Genomic DNA, 13,016 nt, shown 5'->3' with positions numbered 1-13,016 from the left:
CGATAGCTGTCGTGTGGTTCCACCCTCGTCCCGCGCGCGAGCGGGGGTCAAGGAGGTTCCGCCACCAGCGTACGGTGCGCTCCCGGGCGCACGGGGCCGGGGGCTCAGAAGAAGTCGGGCGGGCTCTCCAGCGGGCAGCGGGGCGGATGGGGGGTCAGCTGGGACGGGACCGTGAACTCGTAGTCGTCCGTCTCGATCATCCGGCGGAGCGTCTCCAGGGCGTTGCGGGCGCTCCGGCGGGCGGCCGGCTCGAGCAGGGGCCAGAGCCAGGCCTTCGACTCCGTGAACCGTCCGTCGACGACCTTCTCGATCCTGGTGCCTCCCTCCACCTGTTCCCAGGTGATGGTGACGAGCAGGTCCACCAGCCCCCTGGTGGTGCGCATCCCCAGGCGCCGGCCCGGGACGTGGTCGGAGACGATGTTGACGAAGCCGAAGCGGAGGGGACCGACGCGGACCGTGGACTCGATCGACGTGCCGAGCTGGAGCACGGCCGTGCTGACCTGGTAGTTCCGCTCCGGGATCGGGTTCCAGCGGCGCAGGCACCCGGGGTCGAGCAGGAAGCGCTCCACCAGCGGCGGATCCGCCGCGACCACCGCGGTGTCCACCAGCCGGAACGTCGTGGCGCCCGTCAGCACCGCGACCCCTGGTCCCCGGTCGGGTCCGCCCCCGGCTCGGACGGGCGTCGCGCACGGACGGATCGAATTCGCATGTGCACACAACTACCTCACCCGTGGTCCACCGCGCCACTCCCCCACCGCGTGCACAGGGGGTGGAGAACGTTGTCCACAGGTGTGGAGGACCGTGTGCAAAGATCGAACACTCGTACGCCCTGCTCGCCCGGAATCGCGCCGTCGCAGGTGAGGACGGGTTCCGCCGAGCGTTCCACGCCGTAATTCCACGAATGGAAGTTATCCACGCTGTGGACAACGCCTGTGGAGAAGCTGTTGAGAAGGCCGGTGCCGGACGTCACGGAGAGTCGCACTGGGCCTCCCGGCCCGCCGGAACGGGGACGTCACCGGGGCGCGGTCCGGCGGGCACACCCCCGGACGGGGGACGTCCTAGCGGCGTGCGCGCGAGCGCACGAGGACGGCGAGCCCCGCGCAGGCCAGGTAGCCGGCGAGCACCACGGCCCAGCCCACCGCGAAGGAGCCCGTGAGCTGGAGCAGACCGCCGAGGACGAGCGGGCCGGCGCAGAAGCCGCCGTACAGACCCATGGTCACCACGCCGGTGGAGGCCCCCACCCGCTCGGCGGGCACGGCGCGCATCGCCCCGGACATCACCACCACGCTCACCGCGAGCGCCGCGCCTCCGTGCAGGACGGCCGCCGGCCACACGGCCCACGCGAGTCCTGGGTGCAGGGGTGCCAGGATCAGGAGCACGGCGCTCGCCGCGGCCCCCAGGGCCATGCCGGCGAGCAGGACGAAGCCGTCCGCGCGCGGGCGGTCCATCACGCGGGCCCACAGCACGCGCGAGGCGATGCCCACGAGCGCGGAGACGGACACGGTGGCCCCGGCGGTGACGACGTCGAGGCCCAGCTCCCGGTGCGCGTACAGCGGCAGGTAGACGTTGGCGGCCTGGGCCCCCAGCCCCGTGAGGGCCGCGGCCGCCGCGTACGCGCGGACGACGCCGGGCATCGGGGGCCGGGACGGGGGCGCCGGCGCGCTCCGGGAGCGGCGGGCGGCCCGGGACCGGAGGGGCGCCCAGGAGGTGAGGGCCGCCCGGGTCCGGGACCGCGGTGCCGTCCCGGACCGGGACGCCGTCCGGGGCGGGCGCCCCGCCGGGGTGCCCGCGTGGTTGTCGGGGACCGTCCACCAGCCGTGCGCGAGCAGGAGCAGCACCACGCCCACCGCCACCAGGACGGCGGTGCGCCAGCCGAGCAGCAGGCCGAGCGCGGGGAAGGTCAGACCCGCCACGAGCTGTGAGGCCTGCACGCCGGCCTGCTTGATCCCGAGCCAGCTCGCACGCCGTGCGGCGGGCACGTGCAGGCGGATGAGCCGGTTGGTCGCGGGATTGGCCATGACCTGCCCGAGCCCCGACAGCACCATGGCCAGGAGCAGCACGGTGTAGCCCGGCGCGGCGGCGGTGAGCAGCATGGCCAGCGCGGCCCCGCCGAACATCACGACCAGCAGGGTGTGGGCGGTCAGCCGGTCCGCCCAGCGGCCCGTGCGCACCGCGGTGAGGGCGGCCACGAGGAAGGTCGTGGTGGCGAGCAGCCCGAACTGCGTCTCCGTGAGCTGCAGGTCCTGGATCACGAGGGGGCTCATCGCGGAGAGGCTGTGGGTCAGCAGCGGGCCCACCGCCATCGTGGCGGTGAGCACGAGCATGAGGTGTGCGCCCGCCCCGCGGTCCCGGCTCACCCGCTCTCCGCTCCGGTCGGCCGGTCGGCGGCGTGCAGGCCCACGACGCACGCGACGATCCCCGCCAGGAAGAGGGCCTTCGCCCAGGAGAGCTGCTCCTGCCCGGTGCCGGCCGCCCACGCGACCGTGAGCACGGCGCCGATGCCCGTCCACACGGCGTAGGCGGTGCCCATCGGCACCACCCGGGCGGCGCGCGCCAGGGTGAGCATGCTCAGCACGAGGGACACGGCGAACAGCAGGCTGGGGCCCGGCCGGGAGAAGCCCTCGGCCGTCCCCAGCGCGGTGGCCCAGACCGCCTCCAGGACCCCGCTGAGCACCAGCAGGGCCCAGGCGCGGGCGCGCCGGTCCCGCACGGCCGGCCCGGGCTCAGCCGACAACCTTGAGCCCGATCACGCAGCCGACGATGCCGAGCACCAGCAGGATCCTGAGGGGGGTCGCGGACTCACGGCCGGTCAGCATCGACCAGGCCACGGTCAGGGCCGCGCCGATGCCCACCCAGACGGCGTACGCCGTGCCCGTGGGCAGCTCGGCCATGGCGTGGGCCAGGCCGGCCAGGCTCACGGCGGACGTCACGACGAACACCGCGGCGGGCACGGGACGGCGCAGCCCGTCCGAGGCCGCGAGCGCGGAGGCCCACACCGCCTCGAGGACGCCCGAGAGCACCAGCACCAGCCACGCGCTCACGGGGTCAGTGCTTCGGGACCACGCGGATCCAGAGGAACCCGTGGGCGTCGAGCAGCAGTCCGTGCCGCAGGTCGAGCTCCGTGTTGCCGTGCAGCTCGACGGCCTGGGGCAGGAACCCGGAGAGGGTCTCGCCCGTGACGAACTGGGACCAGTCGGAGAAGTTGGCCAGGCACAGCACCACGGTGTTGCCGCCGGGGCGCTGGTAGCCCAGCACGTGGGGATTGCGCGAGTCGAACGGGACGAGCGTGTTGCCGTCGAACTCCGGGGAGTTCCGGCGCAGCTCGACCATCCGGCGGATGCCCCCGAAGATCCGGCCCTGCACGGAGAACAGCTCGTGGCGGCGCTCGTAGTCCTGGACGGGCCGCGGCGGGCGGTGCACCCACCGGGCGTCGCCGGCGTGGGCCGGGTCCTCGTTCCAGGCGGGGTCGTTGAGCTGGCCGACCTCGTCCCCCAGGTACAGGAGGGGGATGCCGCCGGTGCTCATCGCGACGGAGTGCGCGAGCAGGACGCGGTCCACCGCGGGCCCAGGGTCCTCGGCGAGGCCGAGCAGGGACGCCGTGGTCCCGCACACGCGGCAGTCCCCCGTGCGGGGGTTCTCCTGGAACGGGACGCCGTCCGCGAAGCTGCCGGGGTGGCGTCCGGTGTAGAAGGCGTTGAGGAAGCGGCGGTGGTCGTGGCCGTCCACGCCGAGCCGGGCGGCGTCCTCGTCCGAGAACGTCCAGCCGATGTCGTCGTGGCCGCGCACGTAGTCCACCCACGCCGTGCCGGGCGGGAGGGCGTGGCGCTCCTCGAGGGCCTGCGCCAGCAGCTTCGGCTCACGGGTGGCCATCGCCTCCCAGGTCAGGGCCATCTGGAGCGGGTTGTACGAGAGCTGGCACTGGCCGGGCTCGACGTACCGGGCGACCTCGTCCGGGTGGACGATGGCCTCGGACTTGAACAGCACGGCCGGCGCGGCGATCCGGCACAGCGCGTTGTAGGCGCGCAGCAGCACGTGGGCCTGGGGCAGGGACTCGCACGTGGTGCCCAGCTGCTTCCAGATGAACGCGACGGCGTCCATGCGCAGCACCTCGACGCCCTGGGCGGCGAGGAAGAGCAGCTCGGCGGCCATCGCCCGGAAGACGGCGGGATTGGTGTAGTTGAGGTCCCACTGGAAGGAGTAGAAGGTGCTCCACACCCACCGGGGGTCCTCCTCGGTGGCGCGGATCCGGGTGAAGGAGCCGGGGTGGTCGTCCGGGAAGATCTCCCGGGTGGTGCGCTCGAACTGCTCCGGGACGGTGCGGTCCGGGAAGATCCAGTAGTAGTCCTCGTACTCCCGCTCCCCCGCGGCGGCCCGGCGCGCCCACTCGTGCTCGTCGGACGTGTGGTTGAAGACGAAGTCGAGGACCAGGCTGATCCCGTTCCGGCGCAGCTCGCGGCTCAGCTCGGCGAGCTCCTCCATGGTCCCGAGCGCCGGATCCACGCGGCGGTAGGACGACACCGCGTAGCCGCCGTCCGAGTTGCCCTCCGGCGCCTCGAACAGGGGCATGAGGTGGAGGTAGGTGAGGCCCAGCTCCCGGAAGTAGGGGATCTGCTCGCGGATCCCCTGCAGGTTCCCCGCGTACCGGTCCACGTAGCAGACCCCGCCGAGCATCTGCCGGGCGCCGAACCACGCGGGGTCCTGCTCGCGCCGCGCGTCCAGGGCCTTGAGGTCGTCGGGGCGCTCGGCCCACGAGCGGGCCAGCTGCAGCCCGAGCCCGGTCAGCTGTTCGAGGAAGTCCTCGCGGTGGCCGTAGACCTCGGCGAAGAGCAGCGTCAGCCGGGGGAAGTGCTCGTCGAACCGGCGGTCGAAGTCCGCCCACCCCGTGCCCGGCAGGTCCGCCGGCCGGCCCTCCTGCACCTTCTGGCGTACGCACGCGGTGATCACGCGTGCCTGGTTCTCCGGCGACAGGCCCGGGATTCCGGGCGTACTGGTGTTCGGCACACTGCTCCTTCGGTCGTCCACCCCTGGGGTGAGGCGGTCTCCGAACTCGAGATCCTCCTTGACGACGAGCCCTCGGATGGTCTGGATCCTGTCCCCCGCCGGCGGGCGGGAGCGGTCCGCCCCTCAGCATACTGATGCGCCCCCGGCTTTTCACCGGATGACCGGGCGTGCCTCCACATCCCTGTGCACAGAGTTGTCCACAGGTGTGGACGAGTCCTGGGGACACTGTGGAGCGGGCCCGGCGGCGCCGCGCCGTCGCGGGCCGGCCGGCCGCCCGGGCCTCCGGGACGGGCCGCTGTGCGTGTGGAGAACCCTGTGCAGCGCGGCCGCCACGGCACCGTCGTCGCCGGCCGCGCCGGCATCCCCCGCACACGCCGACGGGAGCGCCCGGCCTCCGTGCCCCGGTGGCGCGGCGGCCGGGGCACGGGGCGGGCCCGGCGGCCGGGCTCAGTAGCCGTTGGCGGAGAGCCACTCCTCGGCGGCCGCGGCCGGGCTGACCGGCTGGTCGCCGCTGACCTTGCGGTTCAGGTCGATGAGGTCCTCGGTGCTGAGCTTGCCGGACAGCTCGTTGAGGGCGTCCACCGCCTCCTGGGGCAGCCGGTCCGCCGCGGCCAGCGGCAGGACCTGCTGGGCGATGAAGTTGTTCTCCGGGTCCTCCAGCACCACGAGGTCGTTGTCGGCGATCGCCGGGGTGGTGGTGAAGATGTCGGCGACGTCCACGTCGCCGTTGAGCAGTGCCTCGACGGTCAGGGGCCCGCCGCCGTCGTTGATCGGCTCGAAGGACTTCGGCACGCACCCGTAGTTCTGCTCGAGGCCGTCGAGGCCGTAGGCCCGCTCCGCGAACTCGGGCGGGCCGGCGATCACGAGCTGGTCGCAGACCTCCGCCAGGTCGGCGATGCTCGTCAGCCCGTACTGCTCGGCGGTCTCCGGGGTGACCACCATCGCGTCCTTGTTCTGCGCCTCGGCCGGCTCCAGCACGGTGAGCCCCTCCGGGAGGGCATCGGGCAGGGCGTCCATGATCTCCTCGGCGGAGCTCGCGGTGGCCTCCGGGTCCGCGAAGAGCAGCAGGTTGCCGGAGTAGTCCGGGACCACGTCCACGGACCCGTCCTGCACCGCCCCCACGTAGGCCTCGCGGGCCCCGATGCCCAGGGACGTCTCCGTCCCGATCCCGGCGGACTCCAGCGCCCCTGCGTAGAGCTCGGCCACGATCTGGCTCTCCGGGAAGTCGGCGGAGCCCACGGTCACGGTCTCGGTGCTGCCGTCCCCGGAGCCCCCGTCCCCGGCGAGGGGGTCGCCGCCGCCCCCGCAGGCGGTGAGGCCCAGGAGGAGGGCGGCGCCCGCGGCGGGGGCGGCGGCGCGGCGGCGGAGCGCGGGAGCGGTGGTCATGGTGGTTCTCCTGTCGGTCGGTGGCACGGGAGGTCGGGCGGTCAGGGGGCGGCCAGGCGCAGCCCCGGTGAGGTGGACAGCCGCTGCGCCAGCGCCAGGACGGCGTCCACGGCGAGCGCGAGGACCGCCACGAGCACCACGGAGCCGAGCATGCGGTCGTAGTCGCGCACCGCGAGGCCGTCGATGAGGTAGCGGCCGAGGCCGCCGAGGTTGATGTAGGCGACCACGGTCACGGTCGCCACGACCTGCAGGGCGGCGTTGCGGATCCCGCCCAGGATCACGGGCAGCGCGTTGGGCACCTCCACGCGGGTCAGCACCTGGCTCCCGGTCATCCCCATCGCCGCCCCGGCGTCCTTGAGGGCCGGTGACACGTTCGCGATCCCGGCGTAGGTGCCCGAGAGGATCGGCGGGACGGCCAGCAGGACGAGCGCGATGATCGGCGGCACCAGCCCGAGCCCCAGCAGCAGGGTGAAGAGGGTGAGCAGGCCCAGCGTGGGCAGGGCGCGCAGCGCGCCCGCGAGGCCGACGACGACGCCGGACCCGCGCCCCGTGTGCCCCACCCACAGGCCCAGCGGGACCGCCACGGCCAGGGCGACGGCGAGGGTCATGCCGCTGTACGTCAGGTGCTCGAGGAGCCGGGCGGGGATGCCGCCGGCCCCGGACCAGTTCTCGGGGTCGGTCAGCCACGCCAGGGCGGTGCCGAAGAGGCTCATGCGACCGCCCCCCGGCGCACGCGCGGGACCGGGGCCGCGCCCGCCCGCTGCCAGCGGGTCAGCGCGTGTCCGGCCCCCCGCAGCACGAGGTCGATGAGCACGGCCAGGACCACGGTCAGCACGATGCCGACCGCGATCTCCTCGAGGATGGACCGGCGCAGCCCGTCGGTGAACAGGGTGCCGAGGGACTGCACCCCGATGACGGCGCCCACGCTGACCATGGAGATGTTGCTGACGGAGGCCACCCGCAGCCCGGCGACCAGGACCGGCACGGCGAGCGGCAGCTCGACCGCGAAGAAGCGCCGCAGCGGGCGGTAGCCCATCGCGGTGGAGGCCTGCAGGACGTCCCGGTCCACGGACTCGAAGGCGTCCACGGAGGAGCGCACCAGGATGGCCACCACGTAGATGGTCAGCGCCACGACCACGTTCACCACCGAGGTGATCTGCGTGCCGAGGACCAGGGGCAGCACCACGAACAGGGTGAGCGACGGGATCGTGTAGAGCAGCGAGGAGCCCGTGACGAACACCGGGCGCAGCGTGCGGTTGCGGGCCGCGAGCCGGGCCACCGGGATCGCGATCAGCGCGCCGAGCAGCAGCGGCAGCACCGACTGGACGAGGTGCGTGCCCGTGAGCTCCAGGACGTAGGGCCAGTTCCGGCTCGTCCAGTTCATCGAGGCGCCCGTCCGCCGAGCCGCGCGTCCTCGATGGCCGCGATGATCTCCCCCGGCTGCATGATCCCGACCGCCCGGCCGGCCTCGTCGACGACCACGGCCAGGCCGGACGGCGAGGACAGGGCCGCGTCCAGGGCGCTGCGCAGGGAGCTGCCGGGGCGGTGCAGGGTGCCGCCGACCACGGGATCGTCCTCCGCGCCGGGCCGCACCCAGCCGCGCGGGGCGCCGTCGTCGTCGACCCGCAGCGTCCACCCGTCGGGGACGGGACCGTCCCCGGCCCCGGCCACGCCCGGCGCGCCGTCCGGGCGCACGGTGGCCACGGGGTGCACGGGGATGTCGTGGGCCGAGTCGAAGGTCAGGGAGCGGAAGCCGCGGTCCCGGCCCACGAAGTCCGCCACGAAGTCGTCGGCGGGCGCGCGCAGCAGCTCCTCCGGGGCGGCGTACTGCGCCAGCCGGCCGCCCGTGGCGAAGACGGCCACCCGGTTGCCGAGCAGGATCGCCTCGTCGATGTCGTGGGTGACGAACACGATGGTGCGGTGCAGGCGGTGCTGCAGGTCCAGGAGCTCCCGCTGCAGGTCCTGGCGCACCACGGGGTCCACGGCGGAGAACGGCTCGTCCATCAGCAGCACCGGCGGGTCCGCGGCGAGCGCCCGGGCCACCCCCACGCGCTGCTGCTGCCCGCCCGAGAGCTGGGAGGGGTAGCGGGTCCCCAGGGCCTCGTCGAGCCCCACGGTGGCGAGCAGCTCACGGGCCCGCTCCCGCGCCTGCTTCTTCGGCACGCCGTTGAGCCGCGGGACGGTGGCGATGTTGTCCACCACGGTCCGGTGCGGCAGGAGCCCCGACTGCTGCATGACGTAGCCCATGGAACGGCGCAGCTCGTGGGCGGGCACGGACGTCACGTCGCGGCCCTCCACCGTGACGGTGCCGGAGGTGGGCTCCACCATGCGGTTGATCATCCGCAGGGACGTGGTCTTCCCGCAGCCCGAGGGCCCCACGAACACGGTGAGCGAGCCCCGGGGGATCTCGAGATCGAGGGCCTCGACGGCCGTGGTCCCGTCCGGGTACGTCTTGCCGGCGCCCGCGAAGCGGATCGCGATGTCGGTCATGGAGGTCCTCCCGTTGCCGTCCGGCCAGTATAGGCAAGCGCTTCGGACGCCCCGCTAGACTCGCGTCCACCGGAGCGGCACCCGCGGGGCCTCCGGCCGACGCGCGAGGAGGTGGGCGATGCACAGCCTGGAGCTGCTGCTCGGCGAGGACGCCGAGGCGGCCGTGCGCGCCGACTGGGACCGGCTGACCGCGGCGGGGCTGCCCAGCTCCGGCCGGCACCGCTCCGAGTCCAACCGGCCCCACATCACCCTGGTGGCCGCACCGTCCCTGGCCCCGGAGACCGTGCCGGGGATCGACGAGCGGGTCGCCGCGGCCGCCGGGTTCGTGGACCTGCCGCTGGCCAGCGCGGGCGTGCTGCTGTTCGGCCCGGGCCGGGGCGGCTACGTGGTGGTCCGGCAGGTCGTGACCACCCCCGAGCTGCTCGAGCTGCACCGGCGGGTCTGCGACGCCGTGGGCGCGGTCCCCGGGCAGGCGCGCACCTCGCAGCCCGGGGCCTGGACACCGCACGTCACCCTGGCGCGCCGGATGCGCCCGGAGCAGGTGGCGGCCGCCCTGGACGTCCTGGCCCCGCACCCCGAGCCGCTGCGCGCGGTGGCCCTGCGCCGCTGGGACGCGGACGCCCGCACCGTGGTGCAGCTGGCCTGAGCGCCGGACCGGGAGCCCGGCGGCGCGGACCCGCGTAGGCTCGGGGCATGACGAGCGCACAGGACATCGCCGACTGGATGATCGACCGCATCCGGACGGAGGGACGGCTGTCCCAGGACCAGGCTGTCCAGGACATCCCCGAGACCTTCGGGCCCGAGTGGGTCCGGACCCTGGAGAACGGACACACCGGGATCAGCAAGGAGGTCCTCGCGGCGTTCCGCAAGACCCACGGCGGCACGGTGCAGTGGGACCGCGACCGCCGCTTCTGGTCCGTCCGGGGCTGAGCCGCCGGGCGCGTGATGGTGGACACCCCCTTCCGGATCCGGCTATCCTGAGGCACAGAAGACGCCCATGAACTGTGGTGGGAGAGTCCTGCCGGTGCACCACGACCGGCGGGCGCCGTAGGAGCAATTCCTCCCCAGGAAACTCTCAGGCCCCTGTACCACCACGGTTCGGCAACTCTGGAAAGCAGCCCGGCGCGCGTCGCCGGTCTCACCGACGGTGCAAGCGGCCCCCGGCCGCGGAATCTCTCAGGTCCCAGACAGAGCGGGGAGGAACTCGAACCGATCCACGCCGACCTGGCGTGCAGCACCCGGGAGTTCCTCATGACGATCCAGCTCGACACCACGTCCTCCACCACGGTCTTCGCCGACCGGCACATCGGTGCCGGCTCCGACGCCGTCCGCACCATGCTCGACCGGGTGGGCCGCGCCGACCTCGACGACCTGTCCGACGCCGCCGTGCCCGCCGACATCCGGCAGAGCGCCCCGCTGGACCTGCCGGAGGCGCTCAGCGAGCAGGAGGTGCTCGAGCAGCTGCGCGCCTTCGCGGACCGCAACACCACCGCCGTGCAGATGATCGGGCAGGGCTACTACGACACCCACACGCCCCCGGTGATCCTGCGCAACGTGCTGGAGTCCCCGGGCTGGTACACCGCCTACACCCCCTATCAGCCCGAGATCTCGCAGGGGCGCCTGGAGGCGCTGCTGAACTTCCAGACCATGGTCGCCGACCTCACGGGGCTGCCGGTGGCCAACGCCTCGCTGCTGGACGAGGCCACGGCGGTGGTCGAGGCGGTGCTGCTGATGCGCCGGGCCAACAAGGCCCGCGGCAACGGCGCGATCGTGGTCGACGCCGACACGCTGCCGCAGACCCTGGCCGTGGTGCAGGCCCGCGCCGAGGCGCTGGACTTCGCCGTGCAGGTCGTGGACCTGCGCGAGGGGCTGCCCGAGGGCGAGATCACCGGCGTGGTCCTGCAGCAGCCCGGGGTCTCCGGGCGGGTCGTCGACCACGCCGCGGTGATCGCCGAGGCCAAGGAGCGCGGGGCGATGGTCACGGTCGCCGCCGACCTGCTGGCCCTGACCCTCATCACCCCGCCCGGCGAGCAGGGCGCGGACATAGCGGTGGGCTCCTCCCAGCGCTTCGGCGTCCCCCTGTTCTTCGGCGGTCCGCACGCCGCCTACATGGCGGTGCGCACCGGCCTGGAGCGGAACCTCCCCGGCCGCCTGGTGGGCGTCTCCAAGGACGCCACGGGCCGGGCGGCCTACCGCCTGGCGCTGCAGACCCGCGAGCAGCACATCCGCCGGGAGAAGGCCACCTCCAACATCTGCACCGCCCAGGCGCTGCTGGCCGTCGTGGCCGGCATGTACGCGGTGTACCACGGCCCCGACGGGCTGAAGGCCATCGCCCTGCGCGTGCACGAGCGCGCCCGGACCCTGGCCACCGTGCTGCAGGGGGCCGGTCACGAGCTCGTCGCGGAGCAGTTCTTCGACACCCTCACCGTGCGGGTCCCCGGCCGGGCCGACCAGGTGGTCCGCGCGGCGGAGGCCCGCGGCGTGAACCTGCGCCACGTCGACGCCGACCACGTCGGGATCTCCTGCGACGAGGCGACCACGGAGCAGCACCTCGTGCTCGTCGCCGAGGCCTTCGGCGTGGCGGACGCGGCGGCGGCCGTCGCCGCCGGGCCGCGCGGGCTCGAGCTGGACGCGGGGCTGCGGCGCACCACGGACTTCCTCACCCACCCGGTGTTCTCCACCCACCGCTCCGAGACGCAGATGCTGCGCTACCTGACGCGCCTGGAGAACCGGGACCTGGCCCTCGACCGGACGATGATCCCGCTGGGCTCCTGCACCATGAAGCTCAACGCGACCGCCGAGATGGCCGCCATGAGCTGGCCCGAGTTCGCCTCGATCCACCCGCTGGCCCCGGCCCACCAGACCACCGGCTGGCGCGAGCTGATCGCCGACCTCGAGGCCCGTCTGGAGGAGATCACCGGCTACGCGGCCGTGTCCCTCCAGCCCAACGCCGGCTCCCAGGGCGAGCTCGCGGGCCTGCTGGCCATCCGCGGCTACCACCGGTCCCGCGGCGAGGAGCAGCGCACCGTCTGCCTCATCCCGGCCTCGGCCCACGGCACCAACGCCGCCTCCGCGGTCCTGGCCGGCATGAAGGTCGTCGTGGTGAAGACGGCCGGCGACGGCACGATCGACCATGCCGACCTCGCCGCCAAGATCGAGGCCCACCGCGAGCAGCTGGCCGCCATCATGATCACCTACCCCTCCACCCACGGGGTCTACGACGCCGACGTGCGCCAGGTCTGCGACGCCGTCCACGAGGCCGGCGGCCAGGTGTACCTCGACGGGGCCAACCTCAACGCCCTGGTCGGCCTGGCCCAGCCGGGGAAGTTCGGCGGGGACGTGTCCCACCTGAACCTGCACAAGACCTTCTGCATCCCGCACGGCGGCGGCGGACCCGGCGTCGGGCCCGTGGCCGTGGCCGCCCACCTGGCCCCCTTCCTGCCCGGCGACGCCACCGGCACCGGGACCGCCGGTGCGGCCGGCGCCCCGATCTCGGCCACGATGTTCGGCTCGGCCGGCGTGCTGCCGATCTCCTGGGCCTACATCGCGATGATGGGCGGCGACGGGCTCACCCGGGCCACGCAGACGGCGCTGCTGACGGCGAACTACGTCGCCTCCGCGCTGAACGAGCACTTCCCTGTGCTCTACACCGGCAACAACGGGCTGGTCGCCCACGAGTGCATCCTGGACCTGCGGGCGCTCACGGCCCGCACCAAGGTGACCGCCGAGGACGTGGCCAAGCGGCTGATCGACTTCGGCTTCCACGCCCCGACCCTGTCCTTCCCGGTGGCCGGGACCCTGATGGTGGAGCCGACCGAGTCCGAGGACCTGGCCGAGATCGACCGCTTCATCACCGCGATGACCACCATCCGCGAGGAGATCGAGCAGGTCGCCCGCGGCGAGCTCACCGCCGAGGAGAGCCCGCTGCGCCACGCCCCGCACACCGCCGAGGTCGTGGCCGCGAGCGACTGGGACCGCCGCTACTCCCGCGAGCAGGGCGCGTTCCCCGTCCCGGAGCTGCGCCAGGACAAGTACTTCCCGCCGGTCGGCCGCATCGACGGCGCCGCCGGGGACCGCAACCTGGTCTGCTCCTGCCCGGCCCCCGAGGCCTTCGAGAACTGATCCGGCGCCGCACCGCC

12 protein-coding genes and 1 riboswitch are annotated in these 13,016 nt (G+C 73.8%); of the genes, 3 read left to right on the top strand and 9 right to left on the bottom strand.

The features are described 5' to 3' along the window. Positions 1–104 precede the first annotated feature (104 nt). The 9 genes from AVL61_RS05460 to AVL61_RS05420 all read right to left on the bottom strand — a co-directional run bounded on the left by AVL61_RS05460 (position 105) and on the right by AVL61_RS05420 (position 8,877). A complete protein-coding gene (locus tag AVL61_RS05460) occupies positions 105–635 on the bottom strand; it encodes an SRPBCC family protein (RefSeq protein WP_058873343.1) in 531 nt (176 codons plus the stop codon). Positions 636–1,058: 423 nt separating this feature from the next. Further along, entirely contained in the window at positions 1,059–2,357 is a 1,299-nt protein-coding gene (locus tag AVL61_RS05455) for an MFS transporter (RefSeq protein WP_082696981.1), read from the bottom strand. Next, entirely contained in the window at positions 2,354–2,734 is a 381-nt protein-coding gene (locus tag AVL61_RS05450; RefSeq protein WP_058873342.1) for a DMT family transporter, read from the bottom strand. Before AVL61_RS05450 ends, AVL61_RS05455 begins: the two co-directional genes overlap by 4 nt. Further along, positions 2,724–3,041: a DMT family transporter gene (locus AVL61_RS05445; protein WP_058873341.1), complete on the bottom strand. Its 318-nt coding sequence runs from the start codon at positions 3,039–3,041 to the stop codon at positions 2,724–2,726. The genes AVL61_RS05450 and AVL61_RS05445 overlap by 11 nt, the downstream gene beginning before the upstream one ends. 4 nt (positions 3,042–3,045) lie before the next feature. Then, a complete protein-coding gene (locus AVL61_RS05440) occupies positions 3,046–4,944 on the bottom strand; it encodes an amylosucrase (RefSeq protein ID WP_058873340.1) in 1,899 nt (632 codons plus the stop codon). 504 nt (positions 4,945–5,448) lie between these two features. Next, a complete protein-coding gene (locus AVL61_RS05435; RefSeq protein ID WP_058873339.1) occupies positions 5,449–6,387 on the bottom strand; it encodes an ABC transporter substrate-binding protein in 939 nt (312 codons plus the stop codon). A 41-nt stretch (positions 6,388–6,428) separates the two neighbouring features. Then, a complete protein-coding gene (locus AVL61_RS05430; RefSeq protein ID WP_058873338.1) occupies positions 6,429–7,100 on the bottom strand; it encodes an ABC transporter permease in 672 nt (223 codons plus the stop codon). Beyond that, entirely contained in the window at positions 7,097–7,771 is a 675-nt protein-coding gene (locus tag AVL61_RS05425) for an ABC transporter permease (protein ID WP_058873337.1), read from the bottom strand. The genes AVL61_RS05430 and AVL61_RS05425 overlap by 4 nt, the downstream gene beginning before the upstream one ends. Continuing rightward, positions 7,768–8,877: an ABC transporter ATP-binding protein gene (locus AVL61_RS05420; RefSeq protein WP_058873336.1), complete on the bottom strand. Its 1,110-nt coding sequence runs from the start codon at positions 8,875–8,877 to the stop codon at positions 7,768–7,770. The genes AVL61_RS05425 and AVL61_RS05420 overlap by 4 nt, the downstream gene beginning before the upstream one ends. Before the next feature lie 118 nt (positions 8,878–8,995). On the opposite strand from AVL61_RS05420, the gene AVL61_RS05415 reads away from it, so the two are divergent. The 3 genes from AVL61_RS05415 (at position 8,996) to gcvP (ending at position 12,999) form a co-directional block, all read left to right on the top strand. After that, on the top strand, positions 8,996–9,523 hold the full coding sequence (locus AVL61_RS05415; RefSeq protein ID WP_058873335.1) for a 2'-5' RNA ligase family protein: 528 nt from the start codon (positions 8,996–8,998) through the stop codon (positions 9,521–9,523). A 47-nt stretch (positions 9,524–9,570) separates the two neighbouring features. Next, a complete protein-coding gene (locus tag AVL61_RS05410; protein WP_058873334.1) occupies positions 9,571–9,807 on the top strand; it encodes a DUF6953 family protein in 237 nt (78 codons plus the stop codon). A gap of 68 nt (positions 9,808–9,875) precedes the next feature. Next, positions 9,876–9,978, top strand: a riboswitch (glycine riboswitch). A 150-nt stretch (positions 9,979–10,128) separates the two neighbouring features. Then, positions 10,129–12,999 (top strand): aminomethyl-transferring glycine dehydrogenase, encoded by a 2,871-nt coding sequence (gcvP, locus tag AVL61_RS05405; RefSeq protein WP_058873333.1) that lies wholly within the window; start codon positions 10,129–10,131, stop codon positions 12,997–12,999. Positions 13,000–13,016 lie beyond the last annotated feature (17 nt).

Origin of the sequence: Kocuria rosea subsp. polaris (assembly GCF_001483755.1) — a bacterium.
GTDB classification, from domain to species: domain Bacteria; phylum Actinomycetota; class Actinomycetes; order Actinomycetales; family Micrococcaceae; genus Kocuria; species Kocuria cellulosilytica.
The sequence above is the reverse complement of the archived record's forward strand: the minus strand, read 5'-3'. Positions and strand labels throughout refer to the sequence as shown.

Bases quoted from the DNA above. Each gene is read 5' to 3' on its own strand.
- AVL61_RS05430 (WP_058873338.1), bottom strand. From the start codon at position 7,100: ATGAGCCTCTTCGGCACCGCCCTGGCGTGGCTGACCGACCCCGAGAAC.
- gcvP (WP_058873333.1), top strand. From the start codon at position 10,129: ATGACGATCCAGCTCGACACCACGTCCTCCACCACGGTCTTCGCCGAC.
- AVL61_RS05425 (WP_058873337.1), bottom strand. From the start codon at position 7,771: ATGAACTGGACGAGCCGGAACTGGCCCTACGTCCTGGAGCTCACGGGC.
- AVL61_RS05410 (WP_058873334.1), top strand. From the start codon at position 9,571: ATGACGAGCGCACAGGACATCGCCGACTGGATGATCGACCGCATCCGG.
- AVL61_RS05420 (WP_058873336.1), bottom strand. From the start codon at position 8,877: ATGACCGACATCGCGATCCGCTTCGCGGGCGCCGGCAAGACGTACCCG.
- AVL61_RS05415 (WP_058873335.1), top strand. From the start codon at position 8,996: ATGCACAGCCTGGAGCTGCTGCTCGGCGAGGACGCCGAGGCGGCCGTG.
- AVL61_RS05435 (WP_058873339.1), bottom strand. From the start codon at position 6,387: ATGACCACCGCTCCCGCGCTCCGCCGCCGCGCCGCCGCCCCCGCCGCG.